The following is an 18,074-nucleotide window of genomic DNA, read 5'->3' as shown; positions in this document are numbered from 1 at the left end:
ATTAGGCGCACGTCGGACGTACCCGTTCAATCGAAGAACGCCTCAGAAAGAGGCGAGTTCGACCGAAAGGCGAATTTTTCCACTGATCCTCATACGGACGGTTGATAGCCGAAAGGGGGACGCGCTCGGCGTCCCCCGGACCGGTCTCAGCCTTCCTTGCCGGCGACCTTGCCGAGCGCCGCCTGGGCGGCCGCCAGTCGGGCAATCGGCACCCGGTAGGGCGAGCAGGACACGTAATCGAGCCCCACCTCCTGGCAGAAGCCGACCGAGGCGGGATCGCCCCCGTGCTCGCCGCAGATGCCGAGCTTGATGTCCGGCCGGGTCTTGCGGCCGCGCTCGACGCCGATGCGCACCAACTCGCCCACGCCTTCCTGATCGATCGTGATGAACGGGTCGGCCGGCAGGATGCCCTTCTGGGTGTAGGGGCCCAGGAAGGTGGCGGCGTCGTCGCGGGAGATGCCCAGCGCCGTCTGGGTGAGGTCGTTGGTGCCGAAGGAGAAGAACTCCGCGGTCTCGGCGATCTCATTGGCCTTGAGGGCCGCGCGCGGCAGCTCGATCATCGTGCCGACCTGATAGTCGAGGGTCGCGCCCTTCTCCTCGGCCACGGCCTTCGCCATGGCGTCGATCCGGGCCTTCACGATGTCGAACTCGGCGCGGGTGAAGACCAGCGGCACCATCACCTCGGGCGTCACCGCCTTGCCGGTATCGGCGGCCGCCTGGACCGCGGCCTCGAAGATCGCGCGGGCCTGCATCTCGGCGATCTCCGGGAAGGCGATCGCGAGGCGGCAGCCGCGGAAGCCGAGCATCGGGTTGTGCTCGGACAGCTCGCGCGTCCGGTGCCGGATTTTCTCCTCGGAGACGCCCGTCGCCTTCACGACCTCGGCGACCTCGGCGTCGGTGTGCGGCAGGAACTCGTGGAGCGGCGGGTCGAGGAGGCGGATCGTGACCGGCAGGCCGGACATGATCGTGAACAGCTCCAGGAAGTCCTGGCGCTGGTAGGGCAGGATCTTCGCCAGCGCCGCGCGCCGGCCCTCGGCGTCGTCGGCCAGGATCATCTCGCGGACCGCGATGATGCGGTCACCCTCGAAGAACATGTGCTCGGTGCGGCAGAGGCCGATGCCCTCGGCGCCGAAGTTGCGCGCGGTCCGGGCGTCGGTCGGCGTGTCGGCGTTGGCGCGGACCTTCATGCCGCGGATCGCGTCGGCCCACTCCATCAGCGTGGCGAAGTCGCCCGACAGCTCGGGCTCCAGCATCTTCACCTCGCCCTGGATCACCTGGCCGGTGGAGCCGTCGATGGTGATCCGGTCGCCGGCCTTCAGCGTCGTGCCGCCGACCGTCAGGGTCTGCGCCTTGTAGTCGATCCGGATCGAGCCGACGCCGGAGACGCAGGGCTTGCCCATGCCGCGGGCCACCACGGCCGCGTGGCTGGTCATGCCGCCGCGGGTGGTGAGGATGCCCTCGGCGGCGTGCATGCCGTGGATGTCCTCGGGCGAGGTCTCGATCCGGACGAGGATGCACTTGCGCTCGGCCTTGCGGTGGGCCTCCGCGTCCTCGGAATTGAACACGATCTCGCCGGTCGCCGCGCCGGGCGAGGCCGGCAGGCCGGAGGCGATGACCTTGCGGTCGGCCTTCGGGTCGATGGTCGGGTGCAGGAGTTGGTCGAGGGCGCCGGGCTCGACGCGGCCGATCGCCTCCTCGCGGGAGATCAGCCCCTCGCCCGCCAGATCAACGGCGATGCGCAGGGCGGCCTTGGCCGTGCGCTTGCCGTTGCGGGTCTGGAGCATCCAGAGCTTCCCCTTCTCGATGGTGAATTCCATGTCCTGCATGTCGCGGTAGTGCGACTCCAGGATCCCGTAGATCCGGGTCAGCTCCGCGAAGCTCTCGGGCATGGCCTTCTCCATGGAAGGCTTGTCGCTCTCCGCCTCTTCCCGCGCCTTCTCGGTGATGTTCTGCGGGGTGCGGATGCCCGCCACGACGTCCTCGCCCTGCGCGTTGATCAGGAACTCGCCGTAGAGCGCCTTCTCGCCGGTGGAGGGGTTGCGGGTGAAGGCGACGCCGGTGGCCGACGTGTCGCCCATGTTGCCGAACACCATGGCCTGCACGTTGACGGCCGTGCCCCAGCTCTCCGGGATGTTGTTCAGCTCCCGGTACTTCTTCGCGCGGGGGATCATCCACGAATTGAACACGGCGCCGATCGCGCCCCAGAGCTGGTCATCCGCGCCCTGCGGGAAGTCCGAGCCGTGCTCGTCGCGCACGATCTTCTTGTAGGTCTGGATGAGGGTCTTCCAGTCGCCGGCGCCGAGCTCGGTGTCGAGGTCGAAGCCCTTGCCCTCCTTGTACTGCTCCAGCGCCTCCTCGAAGGCGTGGTGCTCAACGCCGAGCACCACGTTCGAGTACATCGTGATGAACCGGCGGTACGAATCGTAGGCGAAGCGCTCGTCGTCGGCCTCCTTGGCGAGGGCCAGGACGGTCTCGTCGTTGAGGCCGAGATTGAGGACCGTGTCCATCATGCCGGGCATCGAGGCGCGCGCACCCGAGCGGACCGACACGAGCAGCGGGTTCGTCGCGTCGCCGAACTTGCGGCCGGTGAGCTTGCCCACCTGGGCGAGCGCTTCCGCGACCTGATCCTTGAGCTCCGGCGGATAGGATTTGCCGTGATCGTAGAAGTAGGTGCAGACCTCGGTGGTGATCGTGAAGCCCGGCGGGACCGGCAGACCCAGGTTGGACATTTCGGCGAGGTTGGCGCCCTTGCCGCCGAGCAGGTCGCGCATCTGCGACTTGCCCTCCGCCTTGCCGTCGCCGAAGGCATAGACCCACTTCGCGCTGCCGGTCGCCATGTCGATCCCGTCCGTATCTGGTGCCCGGCGCCGGCCGAGCTGATGGGCGGGGTTGGACCATCCCGCAGCGCAACGCAAGATGAACGCGCGATGGCCCTGTGCGTGCGCGACTGACGGCTCGAGCGGTCTGTCAGGTCCGCGCCGTCGCGGCGCGGGCGCGGCCCGTCAATGCAGGATTCCGAGCCCGATCACGCCGACGACGATCAGGTAGATCGCGACGATGTAGTTGAGCAGCCGCGGCATCACCAGGATCAGGATTCCGGCGAGGATCGCGATCAGCGGCTGGAGGTTCGAGATGGTGATGGTCACGGACGCCTCCTAAAGGCCGAGCTTGGCCGCCGGTATCGACGCCTCTACCCCACGGAGGTTCCCTGTAGCTTGGGCGGGGCGGCCGGTGGTCCGGCCGCCCCGGGGCGGATCAGGGCTTCGGCGTCGGGGTCTCGGTCCCGGGGATCGGGTCCTTGGCCTCGCCGGTCGGCAGGCTCACGGCGATCGTCGGGTGCGACAGCTCCGGATAGGGCTCGATCACGTTGGCGCCGTTGAGCGGCTTGTTGGCGCCGTTGTGACAGGTGGCGCAGTTGATCTTCGGCACGTCGCCCAGGATCCCGAGCCGGTTCCGCGGGAACGTCGATTTCAGCGGCTCCATATAATCCTGGTTCAGGTCACGCACCATCCGGATGCCGTACCAGGCATGGACACGGTTGGGCGTGCTGGTGTCCCACTGCGCCACCGACCGGGTGTTGTGGCAGAAGGTGCAGTTGACTCCGAGCGATTGCGACATGCTGATCATGATCGCGAAGGTCTTCTCGGCGTCCTGGATCGGCTTGCCTTTGGTCTCCGGCAGCGCCGTGGTGGCGTTGACCCGGACCGCGTCCTCCGACGTCTCCTTGTGCTGATAGAAGGCCTGATAGACGTCGTAGGGCAGCGAGGTGTTGCCGACTTCTGCGGAGGCGAGGTTCTGGCTGTTGTTGCGCGGGATGAAGCGCCCCGCCCCCTGAACCGGATGATCGAACCAGATATTGGCCGGCACCGGATTGCCGCGGTGACAGGTGTAGCAGGTCACGCCCGCCTGATGGACGTGGTTCTCCTTCCAGGACGAGTTGATGTACTGGGTCATCTGGAGCATCCGCCGGGCGACGCGCTTTTGGTAGAGCTCGTCGGACGCCATGTTCTCGGTGCTGTGGCAGTAGGTGCAGCCCTGCTGCGGGGCCACCCACTCGGTGATCGACACCATCAGCCGGTTGAACTGCTCGGCCGAGAGATCGCCCAGAACCTGGACGTTCTGGTAGACGGCGGAGGCCTTGTCGCCGCCCGCATCGGCCGGATCGGCCGGGGTCGGGGCGACGTTCGCGGCGGCCAGCGCCTCGTTGCCGGCGCGGGTGCGGATCAGGTCCATGCCCGTCCCGCGGAAGCCGGTCTGCTTGTTCGCCATCGGCGGGTGGGTCCAGCCGGCGCCGCCGAACATCGCGATGGTGAGGAAGAGGGCCAGTGCGCCGCCGGCCACCGCCAGAATCGTCTTCATGACGGCCTCCTCACGGCTTCATGCCGGGTGCGAGATGGGCGGGATCCACGATCGGGCCGTAGACCTGCGGGTACGAGGGCGCGACGCCGTGCTTGACCGCCCAGAGGTACCAGTTGTCGACCACGGTCCCGGTGAGCAGGATGCCGATGCCGCCGGTCAGCGTCGTCAGCACGGCGAACCACCACGCCCAGCGGTGGACCGACTCCATCGTGGCGTTGAAGCCCATGGTCCAGCGCCAGAACAGGGCGGCGCGCTCGGTGGCCGTGCCGCGGTCGACGATCTGGTCGATCTCGCGCTCCGCGCCGTAGCGCGAGCAGGCCAGGATCGTGCCCCCGTGCATCGCGAACAGCAGCGTCGACCCGTAGAGGAACGTGATCGAGAGCATGTGGAACGGGTTGTAGAACAGGTTCCCGTAGCGGAGCGAGAAGGCGGCGGTCCAGTCGAGGTGCGGGAAGATGCCGAACGGCACGGCTTCCGACCACGAACCCATCAGCACCGGCCGGATGAAGCCGAGGACGAGGTAGAGCCAGATCGCCGACGCGAAGGCCCACGGCACGTGCAGGCCGAGGCCGAGCGCCCGCGCCCGCTTGTAGAGATGGACCCACCACAGCAGGATCGAGGCCGTCAGGAAGAAGCCGGCGATGAGCCACCACCCGCCCTCGTTCAGGGGCGGAAGGACCTTCAGGCCGTACTTCGGGAGAGGCGGCTCGAGGGCGAGCCACGGCAATTGCCGGACGAACTGGACCGGGTCCCAGTTCACCGAGGCCCACATGTTGAGCCCGATGATCTCGAAGGCGATCACTCCGCATGTGATCGACAGAGCCGCGATGTAGCCGATGTAGATCGGCCCGACCTGACTGTTGCCGATCAGCCCGAACAGGTAGCTGTTGAACGGCTTGCCGACCCGCTCGTCGACCGCGACCGGGACGCCCTGATCCGGCACGAGCGGGCGCACCTGAACCTGCGTGAAGATGTTCTGGTAATAGGCCATGGCCTGCCCTCCCCCGGAGTGCCGCGCGCTGGGCGGCGGCGACCCGCGTTAGTCCCCTCGTTCCGATCGCGTCCGACCCGTCACCGCCAGACCGGCAGGTTGAGCCACCAGCCCCACCATTGCGGCCAGCCCTGCGTCCAGAACGGCCCGCTGATGACGATGCAGACCGCGCTCCAGAACCCTGCAGAGAGGGCCAGGAACAGGCCGAGGCGGTGGATGCCGAGCGTGCCGATCGAGTAGCCGATCGTGTCGCGGAAGAAGGTGTCCTCGTGCTCGGGCGTCTTCACGGTCTCGCCCTTCTTCGGGTTGGTCGCCGACAGGATCAGGCCGCCGTGCATCGCCAGGGCCAGCGTCGTCGTGAAGAAGAACGTCACGGCCAGCATGTGGGCCGGATTATAGTGGAAGTGGAGATACTGGTATCCGGTGTTGGACACCCAATCGAGATGGCTGAGGATGCCGTACGGGAAGCCGTAGCCCCAGGCGCCCATCAGCAGCGGCCGGATCACCACGAGGGTGAAGTAGGCGAAGATCGCCATGCCGAAGGCCGCGGGGACGTGGTAGCCGATCCCGAGCTTGCGGCAGATCTCGACCTCGCGCAGCGCCCAGGAGACGAACGAGCCGAGCGCGCACATGGTGATGATCTGCCAGAGCCCGCCATCCTTCAGCGGCGCGAGTCTCAGGCCGTAGCTGACATCGGGCGGCGCGATGTTGATCTGCCAGATGTTCCAGGTCGGTCCGATCGCGGCGCCGTAGATGACGAGCGCGGTGCCCAGCACCGTGAAGAACATGCCGACGACGCCGAAGAAACCGACGAAGAACGGCCCGACCCAGAAGTCGAACAGGTCGCCTCCGAGCAAGGTGCCGCCGCGAACCCTGTATTTGCGCTCGAAGCTCAGCATCGCCATGGCGGCTGCTCCTCAGTCAGGCCGGAGAAGAGGAAATATGGGTGGACCGCGGCCCTCGCGCGCCGCGGTCCGAACCGGCACTCAGGCCGGCATCTGCGGCAGCGCGAGCGTGATGGTGTTCTGGGCCGCCTTGTTGTTTCTCGGGCCGTCCAGCCAGTTGAACCGGTCAGTCGAGAGCAGGATGAAGTGGATCAGCAGCGCCAGGATAAAGAGGAAGGTGAACAGAGCTACCAGCGTGCGCCGCGGATCGAAGAGCAACCAAACCTTGTGCATCCGATCCTCCTCAGCCGATCATCGTGACGAGGGCGTGGGCCGCATCGCGAACGCCCTCGAGAGAGGCGTAGCCCTGCGGTCCGGGGAGCCACGGACGCCACAGCCAGACAAGGATGTGGGCGACCACGGCGATCGCCGTGAAGATGAGGAAGCTCGTCAGGAAGATCGCGTGGAACTCCTTGGCTTCCGGTTCCGTCAGCCCGGACAGGCTGCTCGGTCTTTCTGTTGTGACGGGTCCACTCGCCATCGTTCAGACCTCCGTGTGTTGGCCGCGCCTCTGGCGAGGCGCGACGGGTTCAGCCGCGATGCCTTTCGGCTGTCACGGCCCGACTTCCCCCGCGTGACCGGACGGAAGCGTCTCGCTCAGGGGCGTTTCAGCCCATGAAGGCGAAGGGGATCGCCTGAACCGCCATGGCGCGGGCTTCGCCGAAGACCGAGCGGCGCGCCGGCGCCAGGCCCGGGCGGGCCGTCTCGCGGCTGGGCCGGAACCGGTTCAGCGCCGCCGCGGCGAGGAAGAACGGGTAGGTCGCCGCCAGGATCAGCCGGAACTGAAACGCTTCCTGGTGCTGGCGGCCGGTCGGGACCATCGTTCGCATCGTCAGGTCTCCTCTGGGTGAAACGGAAAGGCGGCTCATGCGGGCACTCCTCCCGCGAGGGCGGCCCGGGCCCGCGCCACGTGGGCGGGCGCTACGGCGGCGGCCTCGGTGTCCCGGGCAGCCCGCTCGGCGGCGTCGCGCAGGCGCTTGGCCGCGGAGATCCGGGCGAGCACCGGCTGGGCCTCGACGAGGGCGTCGAGTGCCTGCCGGGCGGCCTCGTCCCACGGCAGCTCGGCGTGCCGCCGCGTGGGAGTGGCCTCGACCTTGTCCATGTCGCGGGCGAGCGGCAGGATATGGAAGAGGGTGTCGAACAGGGCGTTGCAGACCTCCTGGACCAGGTAGGTCGCCCCGGCGTAGCCCATGAACGGCGTGCCGGTGTGCCGCCGGATGATCGCGCCGGGGAAAGAGGCCGGCACGTAGGTCGCTCGGGCGCCGCACTCGGCGAGGTACATCCGCTCGTTGAACGAGCCGAACAGCACCAGCGGCGGCTTGGCCGCGACGGCGGCGCGGACGGCCGCGTTGTCGGGCTTCAGACCGGCCGAGCGCCCGAAGGCGAAGTGGCAGGGCAGGCCCATCTCGTCTTCGAGGAAGTGGCGCACGCCGCGCGCGTAGGTCTCGGTCGCGACGATGCCGAAGCTCGCGGTCCCGAAGAAGTCCTGCGTCACCGAGCGCCAGAGATCCCAGACCGGCTTGATCGTGGTGTGCCGCTCCCGCTCGATGAACGGCTCGGGATCGAGGTTCAGGATCGCGCCGAGCGAGCGCAGGAACTTGGTCGTGGACAGGATGCCGATCGGCGCCTGCAGGTACGGGCGCTCCAGATCCTCGCAGAGCAGCCGCCCGAACTCCCGGTAGAGGCAGATATTGGCGTCGGCGTTGACCAGCTTCGGCACGTCCGCGAGGTGCGCGCCGAGCGGGAAGGTGAGGTTCACCTCGGCGCCGATCCCCTCGACCAGGCGACGGATCTCCGCGAGGTCGGACGGCATGTTGAAGGTGCCGTAGGCCGGGCCGATCAGGTTCACCCGCGGCTTCTCGCCGGGCTTCTTCTCGGGCCGGGCCGGAATGCCCTTCTTGGCGAACTTCTTCGCCCCGTACTCCTGCCAGAGCCACCGCATGGCGCGGTCGGCGGCCTGCCACTGATCCTCGTCAATGGTGCGCGGCAGGAAGCGCTGAAGGCCCGTGCCCTCGGGCGTCACGCCCCCGCCGATCATCTCGGCGATGGAGCCGGTGACCACGACGCTGGGCTGGCCCGGATCGAGGGTCGCGTGGGCGCGCTTCATGGCGCCCTCGGTACCGTGCCGGCCGAGTTCCTCCTCGGCGAGCCCGGTGACCACGATCGGCAGCTCGTGCGGCGGCAGCGCGTCGGTGTAGTGCAGCACCGAGGTGACCGGCAGGTTCTCGCAGCCCACGGGGCCGTCGATGACGACCTGCAGGCCCTTGATCGCCGTGAAGACGTAGACCGCGCCCCAGTAGCCGCCAGCCCTGTCGTGATCGAGGATGAGCATCAGGCCATCTCCCCGATCGGCTTCTTCGGACCCTCGATCTTCGGGCCCTGGCGCTTCTGCGGGACCTCCTGCCAGACGCCCGCGGCGTGGCCGGTGCCGACGCCCTCGAAGAAGTCGCGCATGGCGTCGAAGCGCGCCCTGTTGCCGAGGGCGGCGTTGATCACCGTGGCGAGCGACCCGGCGCCGGCCGCGCCCATCAGCGGGCGCGCCGAGATCAGGTTCGTGAAGTAGAGCGCCGGCGTGCCGCGCTCCTTGGCGCGCTGCACGACCGGCGTCGTGCCGATGGCGAGATCGGGCTTCAGCGCTTCGAAGGCGAACAGATCATCCTCGAGGGAGGCCCTGTAGCGGACCTCCGTTCCGCGAGACTCGAGCCAGTCGCGATCCGCCTCCGACCAGGGCGTGCGCGGGCAGGCGGTGCCGACATAGGGGACCTCGGCGCCGCTCTCGACGAGGAGGCGCGCCACGAGCAGCTCCGATCCCTCGTAGCCCGAGAGCGTGATCCGCCCCTTGATCGGCATCGCGCCGAGCGCGCCGCGGATGCCGGGCAGGATGCGGTTCTTGGCCGCCTCGACGGTCGCGCGAGCGACACCGCAAGCCTCGCCGATCCGGTCGAGCCAGTCGGCGGTCCCGTCGACGCCCACGGGGGCCGAGCCGACGATCGGGCGGCCGGCCGCCTCGAACTCGCGGATCGAGGCCGTGTAGAACGGGTGAATCGCCGCCACCGCCGCGCAGTCGAGGGCGGCGTAGAGCTCGCGCCATTCCCGGGTCGGCACGACCGGGCCGGCCGAGAGTCCCAGCGGCTCCAGGAGCGCACCGATCACCACCGGGTCGGCCGGGAAGACCTCGCCCAGCAGCGCGACGCTCGGGCGCTCGGAACGGCCACCGCGGGGGGCGGCGACGGGCCCCTGCTCGGCCTCCGCGCGGGCGACCTTGAGCATGGCGCCAGCGAGCACGTCCTTGGCCTCGGCGTGGGTCGGGACGCCGAAGCCCGGCACGTCGATGCCGATCACCCGGACGCCGTCGATCGCCTTCGGCAGCAGCCGCAGCGGCACACCGGAGGCCGTCGGGACGCAGAGGTTGATGACGACGACGGCGTCGTAATCCTCCGGCTTCGCAGTCGCGTGGACCGCCTCGCGGATGTCCTCGAACAGCTTGCCGGTGACGAGCGTCTCGGAGTTGAACGGCACGTAGCCGACGCTGCGCCGCGCCCCGTAGAAATGCGACGTGAAGGTCAGGCCGTACACGCAGCAGGCCGAGCCCGACAGGATCGTCGCCGTGCGGCGCATCCGCAGACCGACCCGCAGCGAGCCGAAGGCCGGGCACATGCTCTGCGGCTGGTCGTGCGGGCCCTGGGGATAATCCTCGCGCAGCTGCGCCAGGGTCTCCGACATGCCGGCGGCTTCCGCGGCCGCCACCATCGCGTCCTTACCGGCGTGGCAGCCCAGGCCGTCGCTCTGCGCCGCGGCGAGGTCGACGGTGGCCGGCGCCTTGCGGGCCCGCAGATCGGCGATGTCGAGGGAGACGGCCATGCGCGTCAGACCTCGTCGTACACGACTTCGAGGGACGGCTTGGACACGTGGGCGACGCCGCACATGTCCTCGTGGGTCGCCGGAACCAGCACGACGTCGCGGCCGGTGGTCTCGCTGGAGAACAGGCCGAGCAGCCCGTCCTGCGAGAGCGGCGTCGGGCGGTGCGGCGCGGCCTCCGCGACATTGGCGGCGAGTTCCGCGAACAGGGTGCCCCAGCGCCCGTCCGGCTTGCCGATGATCTCGTAATTCGCGCTCTTGCGGCGGATGTCCTCGTCGGCCGGGATCGAGGCCAGGACCGGGATGCCGGCCGCCTCCGCGAAGGCCTGGGCCTCGCCGGTGCCGTCGTCCTTGTTGATCACGAGGCCGCCGACGCCGACATTGCCCCCGAGCTTGCGGAAATACTCCACCGCCGAGCAGACGTTGTTGGCGACGTAGAGCGACTGCAGGTCGTTCGAGCCGACGACGATGACCTTCTGGCACATGTCCCGGGCGATCGGCAGGCCGAAGCCGCCGCAGACCACGTCGCCGAGGAAGTCGAGGAGGACGAAGTCGAAGCCCCACTCGTGGAAGCCCAGCTTCTCCAGAAGCTCGAAGCCGTGGATGATCCCGCGGCCGCCGCAGCCGCGCCCGACTTCGGGACCGCCGAGCTCCATTGCGTAGACGCCGTCGCGCTTGAAGCAGACGTCGCCGATCGCGACCGACTCGCCCGCGAGCTTCTTCCTGGTCGACGTCTCGATGATGGTCGGGCAGGCCTTGCCGCCGAAGAGGAGCGAGGTCGTATCGCTCTTCGGGTCGCAGCCGATCAGCAGGACCTTCTTGCCCTGCTGGGCCATCATGTAGCTGAGATTGGCGAGGGTGAACGACTTGCCGATGCCGCCCTTGCCGTAGATCGCGATGATCTGCGTTTCTTTCTTCGCCGGTGCGGTGGACACGGCATCGGGCTCGATCGCGGCCTCGGCGCGGAGCTGAGTCGCCTGGGACAGGGCAGCCTTGTTGAGCTGAACGTTCACGCGGCGTCCCTCCAGTCGAGGATCATCTTCAGGCAGCCCGGATCCGCGAACGCGGTGCGGTAGGCGTCCTGGGCCTGTGCCGCCGGGGCACGGTGGGTAATCAGACCGTCGAGGGAGAGCCGGCCGCTCTCGATCATCCGCGTCACCGCCACCGTGTCCTCGGGCCTGAACTCGGCCGAGATCCGGATCCGGGCCTCGCGCATGAAGGCGGGCGGGAAAGCGAAGCTGAGGGGCGCCTCGTAGAACCCGGCGAGGACGATCTCGCCCCCCGGTGCGAGCCGGGCGATCAGGTCGTCGAGGCCGGCGGCGTTGCCGCTGACATCCGTGATCGTCGCGTAGTCGCGCCGGGGATCCGCGTCGGGCGCGACGACGGTGTATCCGTGCTCGCCGGCTGCGCGCACGGGGTCCGTCTCCCAGACGGTGGGCGCGGCGCCCGCAGCCAGGGTCAGCCGCGCGAGCAGCCGGCCGAGGACGCCGTGCCCGACGATGAGCGGAGCCGCGCCGGGGGCGAGGCGCCCGAGGGCGCGATGGGCAGTCGCCGCGAGGGCCAGGAGGCAGGCCTGCTCGCCGAGGGCCTCGTCCACCGGCACGAGGCGGGCGGCCGGTGCGACCAGATGGGACGCGGCGCCTCCGAACAGGCCGCGAACGGCGCCGAAGCAGCGGGCCCCCGGGACGTAGACGGTCTGGCCGACCCGGACCGAAGCGCCGGCATCCGCCTCCACGACCGTCCCGACGGATTCGTAGCCCGGCACCAGGGGGTAGCCCATGCCCGGGAAGGGCGGCATCCGCCCCGACCAGAGCAGGCGCTCGGTGCCGGTGCTGATCCCGCTCCAGGACACCGCCACGACCGCGTCCGCGTCAGTGGGCGGCGTCAGGGCCAGGCGCTGAACCGACAGGTGCTCCGGGTTTTCCAGAATGACGGCCAGAGCGTCCATGGCTGGAAGTGTCCACCCTTTGCGTTGCGACTCTCTCTGGTGCGAAGCCGCTATGTGTCATCCTAGATAGACACAGGTCAGCGTCAAGTCACACTTACTTGGCTGGGCCTGTTTTTTGAGCTCTCAGCACCCGCGCGAGCAGGGGGCGACGTGTCGGATGCTCGTGCGTGGCGGTGAAACCTGCGGCCGCGAGCATCGCGCGCAGCTCCTCGGCCCGGCGCGGCCGGCCGGAGCCCATCGCCAGGAGGTAGAAGCCGAAATAGGCGTCGCCGACCGGCTCCGCGCCGGGCGTCCCGGCCATCGGCTCCGCGATGAGCAGCGTGCCGCCCGGCGGCAGCGCCGCGTAGGCCGCCCGCAGCAGTGCCTGGGCCGGCGCGTCGTCGTGATCGTGGACGATCCGCACCAGGGTGATCGTGTCGGCGCCCGCGGGCAGCCCGCCGTGGAAGTCGCCTCCGCGGCAGGCGATCCTGTCGCCGAGGCCGGATTGGTCGAGGCGCGCTCGGGCGCGGTCGGCGACGGCCGGCAGGTCGAACAGGGTCAGGCGGGGGCCGGCGTGCCGCGCCGCCACGGCCTGCAGGAAGGCGCCCTCGCCGCCGCCGACATCCATGAGGTGCCGGACGCGCGACAGGTCGCAGGCGTCGAGCACATCCTCGGCGATCAGCGCCTGCGAGGCACCCATCAGGCCGCTGTAGGGAGCCACCGTGCGCGCGTCGCCCGTCGCCCCGGCCGCGTAGGGCCAGTAGCCCGCGAGGCGGGTCGGCTGGGCCTGCCCGCGCAGCAGGGCGACCGGATCCGCGAGATCCGCGTAGAGCAGCGCGTGATGCTCGATCATGGCGGCGATGCCGGGATTGCCGACCAGGGCCGCGCCCAGGTCGGCGAGCCCGAATCGGTCATTCGACAGGGCGCGCAGCAGACCGAGGGACTCGGCGGCGCGCAGCAGGCGTCGTGCCGCGTCGGGCGTGAGGTCGAGCCGCCGCGCCAGCGCGTCGACCGTCTGCGGGCCATCCGCGAGGATCGCGAACAGGTCGAGGCGGATGCAGGCGGTCAGGACCTGCGCGTAGACGAAGCCGGCACAGAGGTCGAACAGCGTGCGCGTGTTGCGCTGCGCGATGCGGCGCGTCAGCGGAAAACCCGCCGCCCAGCGCTGGAACCGGGGGCTGGCGACGAGGCGGTTGCGCCACGCGAGCCACCTGTCCGCCCACGCGGGCGGAACGGGCGGCACCGTGCCGGTTCCGGGGAGCGATCCGGCGCTCAGACCGCCACCGCGCGCAGGCTCGCGGGCAGGAACAGCCGCGCCTGCGCCTCGATCTCGGCGGTGAGCGTGGCCACGCCCGGACAGGGCGGGATCGCCGCGATCGCCTCGCGGGTCAGCCGGGACAGGCGCTCCATCGCGCCGCCGGTCCCCAGCAGGGCGGCGGCGTTGGGGCGGCCCAGCGTCGCGTCGCGCCCGGCGGGCTTGCCGATCTCCTCCTGCCGGCAGGCGACGTCGCGCAGGTCGTCGGCGACCTGATAGGCCTCGCCGAGGCACTCGCCGAGGCGGCGCCAGGGTTCCGGATCCGCGCCCGCCGCCGCGGCACCGGCCACGGTGGCGGCGGCGAACAGGGCGCCCGTCTTCGCCTGCTGATAGTCGCTGAGGCTGATATGCGCCTCCGATTCCCAGGCCTGCCCGGCCGCGATGCCGGACGGCGACCCCGCGGCGCGGCCGAGGAGTCCGACGAGGCGCCCGAGGCGCGCCGGATGAGGCCCGACGGACCGCGCGAGGGTCTCGAAGGCGAGGACGATCAGGGCGTCGCCGGTCAGGACGGCGATCGGCTCGCCGAAGGCGACGTGGACGGAGGGCTTCTGCCGCCGCATCGGCGCGTCGTCGAAGCACGGCAGGTCGTCGTGGACCAGCGAGGCGCAGTGCAGGAGCTCGATAGCGGCGGCGGCCGCCACGGACCCCGCCGGGTCGTCGTCGCCGCAGGCGCAGGCCACCGAGAGGCACAGGCGCGGCCGGATCCGATGGCCGCCGGGAAACACCGCGTAGCGGAGAGCCTCCGCCAGAAGGGGCGGGGCGCCGGGCGCCTCCGCGTGCGCAACGGCGCGATCCAGCGCCATCTCGATCCGCCGACCGAACTCCATATCGTTGCCTCCCGTGTTGTATGCGGTTGTCAGCAACAGGTGTCATTTCTTATTGACACTTTGCGGAGGGGAGATCAATCCCGTGGTGGGGGAGTTCGGAGCGGCCGTGGCGCAGGAGCGCGTCGTCGTGATCGGTGCCGGGATCGGTGGCCTCGCCGCCGCCCTGCGGCTCGCCCATGCCGGCTTCGAGACGACAATCCTCGAGCGCGCGCCGCAGCCCGGCGGGAAGATGCGCGCCGTCCCGGTCGGGGACCGCGCCGTCGAGGCCGGTCCGACCGTCTTCACGATGCGCTGGGTTCTCGAGGAGCTGTTCGCCGAGTGCGGGGCGGATCTCGGCGACCGGGTCGCCCTGTCACCGGCAAGGCTCCTCGCCCGTCACGCCTGGAGCCGGGACGAGCGTCTCGACCTCTTCGCCGATATCGACGCGTCGGCGGACGCGATCGCGGCCTTCGCGGGACCGCGCGAGGCGGACGGCTACCGGCGCTTTTGCGCCCGCTCGGCCGAGGTCTACCGCACCCTCGAAGGGCCCTTCATCCGCGAGGGCCGGACGGGTCCCGCCGGCCTCGCGCAGCGGGTCGGGCTCTCGGGCCTCGGCGATCTCTGGCGAATCCAGCCCTTCACGACGCTCTGGTCGGCGCTGGGGGCGTACTTTCGCGACCCGCGGCTGCTCCAGCTGTTCGGCCGCTACGCCACCTATTGCGGCGCCTCGCCCTTCACGGCACCGGCGACGCTGATGCTCGTCGCCCACGTGGAGCAGGCCGGCGTCTGGACCGTCGCGGGAGGGCTCAGCGGCCTCGCGCGGGCGGTGGCCGATCTGGCGGCGGAGCGCGGCGCGACCTTCCGGTACGGCGCGGAGGTCGCGCAAATCCTCGCGGACGGCGGCCGCGTCACCGGCGTGCGCCTGAGCGACGGCACGACTGTGGCCGCCGACTACGTCGTCTGCAACGCGGACTGCGCGGCCCTGGGGGCGGGGCTGCTTGGGCCCGATGCGGCCGCCGCCGGCGAGCGGCTCGCGCCCGGCGAGCGCTCGCTCTCCGCGGTCACGCTCTGCGCGGAGGCGGTGCCGGCGGGTTTCCCGCTGGCGCACCACACGGTGTTCTTCTCGCGCGACTACCGGGCCGAGTTCGACGCGCTCCTGCGCGCCCGCCGCCTGCCCGACGACCCGACCGTCTACGTCTGTGCCCAGGACCGGGACGCGGCGGGCGCCGCGCCGCGGGGGCCGGAACGCCTGCTCCTGCTCGTCAACGCTCCGGCGGATGGCCGGGAGCGCCCCCTTCAGCCGCCGGAGATCGAGAGATGCGAGAGGAACCTGATCCGCCGGCTGGAGGCCTGCGGGCTCACCCTGGACTTCACGTCGTCGGCGGTCACGACGACGCCGCGGGACTTCGACGCCCTCTTCCCCGGGACGGGCGGAGCCCTCTACGGTCGGGCGGCGCAGGGATGGGCGACGACCTTCAAGCGCGCGGGCGCGCGGACGGCGCTGCCGGGCCTCTATCTCGCGGGGGGCTCGATCCATCCCGGCCCGGGCGTGCCGATGGCGGCGCAGTCGGGGCGGCTGGCAGCGGCAGCGATCCTGGACGACCGCGATTCGATGGCGCGGTCGCGCGGGGCGGCTACGCGTGGTGGTACGTCGATGCGGTGAGCGACGACGGCCGCCAGGGCCTCACGATCATCGCGTTCATCGGCAGCGTGTTCTCGCCCTACTACGCCTGGAGCGCCGAGAAGGACCCCTTCGCCCACTGCGCCATGAACGTGGTGCTCTACGGCGACCGCGGCCGCTTCGCCATGACCGAGCGCCGCGCCGCCAGCCTGTCGCGCAGCGCCGACCACATCGCCGTCGGACCCAGCGCCATGCACTGGGACGGCACGGCGCTGACGGTGCGGATCGACGAGCGCGGCGCGCCCCTGCCCCGGAGGATCCGCGGCACCGTGCGTCTCGAGCCGCGCGGGTTCACGGGCGGCCCGTTCCATCTCGACCGGGCCGGGCGCCACCGCTGGTGGCCGATGTCGCCGTCCTCGCGGGTCGAGGTGGATTTCGACGCGCCGGACCTTCGCTGGAGCGGGAGCGGCTACTTCGATACCAACGACGGTGACGAACCGCTGGAGGCCGCCTTCTCGCGGTGGACATGGTGCCGGGCCGACCTGCCGGACGGCGCGGCGATCCTCTACGACGTCCATCACCGCGACGGCGGCGGCCAGAACCTGTCGCTCCGGTTCTCCGCGGACGGCAGCCGCCGCGAGATCCGGCCGCCGCCCGGCGCGGCGCTCCCGGCGACGCGCTTCTGGCGGATGCCGCGCGAGACCCGCAGTGACGGCGGCCGCTCGCGGGTGCTCGCGACCTACGAGGACACGCCGTTCTACGCCCGCTCGCTGCTCGCCTCGACGCTGGGCGGCGAGCCGGTCCGGGCCGTGCACGAGAGCCTGTCGCTCGACCGGTTCCGCAACCCGATGGTGCGACTCATGCTGCCCTTCCGGATCCCGCGGCCGCTGGCTCCGTGAGGGCCTCGGCGCCGCCCGTCCCGGATCGCCGCCGGCTCGGGGTGACGCTCCGCGGCATGACGCGCTCCGCGATGCAGGCGAAGGTCGCCATGCTCAGCACGAGGCCGAGGGGGAAGCCGGTCAGCGCGGCCGCCTCCCGGACGACCGCGAAGAGCGGCACCGCGCAGAGCAGGGCCCGCTCGCGCGGCCGCAGGCCGCCCGCGCGGTGCGCGGCGAGCGCCAGGAGGAGCACGGCCGGCACGAGGGGCGCCAGGTCGTAGACCGGGAGGTACGGTGACAGCAGCGGCGCGGAGACGAGGAGCGCGGCCGCGCGCAGCGTCGGGTCTGTGGGCCGGGACCAGGCGCGGCAGGCGAGGCCGAGCGCCAGTACGGCGACGAGACCCTGCGCCGTCCAGGCGGCGGCCATCGAGCCGCCGAGCAAGCGCACCGCGCCGAACGCGCTGGCGTTGAGGTTGAGGCTCGCCGCCGCGTTCTGCAGGATGATCCGGTTCGTGTCCCCGAGCGTGCCGAGGAAGCCGGTCCAGGGCGCCGTCCCGAACAGCGCCAGCGACGCGAGGCAGAGGGCCAGCACCGTCGACGCGCAGGCGGCCAGGCACGCGCGCCGTCCCGTCACCAGCAGGAGCAGGGGGGCGAGCGCCGCGAAGTGCGGCTTGTAGGCCAGCAGGCCGAAGCAGAGCCCGGCGAGCCACGGTCGGCGATCGACGAGCACCGCGCCGAGGGTGAGCAGCGACGCGGTGAACAGGCCGTTCTGGCCGTAGACGAGGTTGCAGAGCACGAGCGGGTGCGCGAGCGCGATGAGGGCCGCGTCCCGCCGGCCGGCCGCGACCCGCATCGCGAGCGCGAACAGGGCGAGGGAGAGCGCGGTCCAGAGCAGGTAGGCCGGCTGCAGATCCAGCAGTGCCATCGCGGCCGCCGGCAGGAGGAACACCGGGGGATAGTGCCACGCGAACCGGCACGCCTGCCCGCAGGCCGCCTTCAGGTTCGCCAGGTGCACCGGCAGATCGTAGGGGTCCGCCCCCCGCCCCTCCAGCGCCGAGCGGCCCGCCACCCAGACTTGGACGAAGTCGTTGCCGAGGGGGTCGCCGTACCAGTTGCGCCGCGGGTCCGGGCCGGTCCCGTAGACGAGGAGGACCAGGGCGAGGCCGAACGGCAGCAGCACCCAGGCCGCCCGCCTGCCGAAGGCGAACAGCCGGTCATCGCTGCTCAGGAGATGCGCGAGATCTGACCGGAGCGCGGCGGCGCGTGCTGACGGTGAGCCCGGCGCACGGGTGTGGAGGGGCGCTGGCATGACGGAGGATTTCCGCGTCCGGATTCCGCGGCAGCCTAGGCGCGCGCGGTTCCGGGCCCGTTAACA

At 70.8% G+C, this 18,074-nt stretch carries 17 protein-coding genes; 2 read left to right on the top strand and 15 right to left on the bottom strand.

Annotated features, from left to right (window positions below; genetic code table 11):
- Window positions 1–146 precede the first annotated feature (146 nt).
- From ppdK to ACX9MN_RS11010, 14 genes are all read right to left on the bottom strand, one after another.
- Window positions 147–2,837 carry a pyruvate, phosphate dikinase gene (gene ppdK, locus ACX9MN_RS11075; protein WP_489724419.1) on the bottom strand — a complete coding sequence of 897 codons (2,691 nt, stop codon included), beginning with the start codon at window positions 2,835–2,837 and terminating at the stop codon, window positions 147–149.
- A 165-nt stretch (window positions 2,838–3,002) separates the two neighbouring features.
- Window positions 3,003–3,146: a DUF3096 domain-containing protein gene (locus ACX9MN_RS11070; protein ID WP_012319762.1), complete on the bottom strand. Its 144-nt coding sequence runs from the start codon at window positions 3,144–3,146 to the stop codon at window positions 3,003–3,005.
- A 109-nt stretch (window positions 3,147–3,255) separates the two neighbouring features.
- Window positions 3,256–4,359: a photosynthetic reaction center cytochrome PufC gene (gene pufC / locus ACX9MN_RS11065; protein WP_056528659.1), complete on the bottom strand. Its 1,104-nt coding sequence runs from the start codon at window positions 4,357–4,359 to the stop codon at window positions 3,256–3,258.
- Between the two features lie 10 nt (window positions 4,360–4,369).
- Window positions 4,370–5,350 carry a photosynthetic reaction center subunit M gene (gene pufM, locus ACX9MN_RS11060; RefSeq protein ID WP_020091995.1) on the bottom strand — a complete coding sequence of 327 codons (981 nt, stop codon included), beginning with the start codon at window positions 5,348–5,350 and terminating at the stop codon, window positions 4,370–4,372.
- 80 nt (window positions 5,351–5,430) lie between these two features.
- Window positions 5,431–6,255, bottom strand: coding sequence for a photosynthetic reaction center subunit L (pufL, locus tag ACX9MN_RS11055; protein ID WP_020091994.1), 825 nt, complete (start codon window positions 6,253–6,255; stop codon window positions 5,431–5,433).
- 81 nt (window positions 6,256–6,336) lie between these two features.
- Window positions 6,337–6,528 carry a light-harvesting antenna LH1, alpha subunit gene (gene pufA, locus ACX9MN_RS11050; RefSeq protein ID WP_020091993.1) on the bottom strand — a complete coding sequence of 64 codons (192 nt, stop codon included), beginning with the start codon at window positions 6,526–6,528 and terminating at the stop codon, window positions 6,337–6,339.
- A gap of 10 nt (window positions 6,529–6,538) precedes the next feature.
- Entirely contained in the window at window positions 6,539–6,775 is a 237-nt protein-coding gene (pufB, locus tag ACX9MN_RS11045; protein ID WP_012319767.1) for a light-harvesting antenna LH1, beta subunit, read from the bottom strand.
- 127 nt (window positions 6,776–6,902) lie between these two features.
- Window positions 6,903–7,124 (bottom strand): hypothetical protein, encoded by a 222-nt coding sequence (locus ACX9MN_RS11040; RefSeq protein WP_026604760.1) that lies wholly within the window; start codon window positions 7,122–7,124, stop codon window positions 6,903–6,905.
- Between the two features lie 35 nt (window positions 7,125–7,159).
- On the bottom strand, window positions 7,160–8,626 hold the full coding sequence (gene bchZ / locus ACX9MN_RS11035) for a chlorophyllide a reductase subunit Z (RefSeq protein ID WP_331300048.1): 1,467 nt from the start codon (window positions 8,624–8,626) through the stop codon (window positions 7,160–7,162).
- Complete coding sequence (gene bchY, locus ACX9MN_RS11030; RefSeq protein WP_489724418.1) at window positions 8,626–10,155, bottom strand: chlorophyllide a reductase subunit Y; 1,530 nt, start codon at window positions 10,153–10,155, stop codon at window positions 8,626–8,628. The genes bchZ and bchY overlap by 1 nt, the downstream gene beginning before the upstream one ends.
- A gap of 5 nt (window positions 10,156–10,160) precedes the next feature.
- Window positions 10,161–11,165 (bottom strand): chlorophyllide a reductase iron protein subunit X, encoded by a 1,005-nt coding sequence (locus tag ACX9MN_RS11025; protein WP_042669531.1) that lies wholly within the window; start codon window positions 11,163–11,165, stop codon window positions 10,161–10,163.
- Window positions 11,162–12,100, bottom strand: coding sequence for a chlorophyll synthesis pathway protein BchC (gene bchC, locus ACX9MN_RS11020; RefSeq protein WP_091976542.1), 939 nt, complete (start codon window positions 12,098–12,100; stop codon window positions 11,162–11,164). Before bchC ends, ACX9MN_RS11025 begins: the two co-directional genes overlap by 4 nt.
- A 94-nt stretch (window positions 12,101–12,194) precedes the next feature.
- Window positions 12,195–13,322, bottom strand: a complete 1,128-nt coding sequence (locus ACX9MN_RS11015) for a methyltransferase (protein WP_489724417.1) — start codon at window positions 13,320–13,322, stop codon at window positions 12,195–12,197.
- 29 nt (window positions 13,323–13,351) lie between these two features.
- Entirely contained in the window at window positions 13,352–14,221 is an 870-nt protein-coding gene (locus tag ACX9MN_RS11010) for a polyprenyl synthetase family protein (RefSeq protein ID WP_489724416.1), read from the bottom strand.
- A 106-nt stretch (window positions 14,222–14,327) separates the two neighbouring features.
- Between ACX9MN_RS11010 and crtD the strand changes: the two genes are divergently transcribed.
- Together crtD and ACX9MN_RS11000 are read left to right on the top strand one after the other, a co-directional pair.
- Window positions 14,328–15,863: a 1-hydroxycarotenoid 3,4-desaturase CrtD gene (gene crtD / locus ACX9MN_RS11005; protein WP_489725221.1), complete on the top strand. Its 1,536-nt coding sequence runs from the start codon at window positions 14,328–14,330 to the stop codon at window positions 15,861–15,863.
- Window positions 15,860–16,720, top strand: a complete 861-nt coding sequence (locus tag ACX9MN_RS11000) for a carotenoid 1,2-hydratase (protein WP_489724415.1) — start codon at window positions 15,860–15,862, stop codon at window positions 16,718–16,720. The genes crtD and ACX9MN_RS11000 overlap by 4 nt, the downstream gene beginning before the upstream one ends.
- On the opposite strand, the gene ACX9MN_RS10995 is transcribed toward ACX9MN_RS11000, so the two are convergent.
- Window positions 16,680–18,008, bottom strand: coding sequence for a glycosyltransferase family 87 protein (locus ACX9MN_RS10995; RefSeq protein WP_489724414.1), 1,329 nt, complete (start codon window positions 18,006–18,008; stop codon window positions 16,680–16,682). The genes ACX9MN_RS11000 and ACX9MN_RS10995 overlap by 41 nt on opposite strands.
- Between the last annotated feature and the right edge of the window lie 66 nt (window positions 18,009–18,074).

This window comes from Methylobacterium sp. 1A, assembly GCF_058072805.1.
This window is presented reverse-complemented; position numbering and strand designations above follow the sequence as displayed.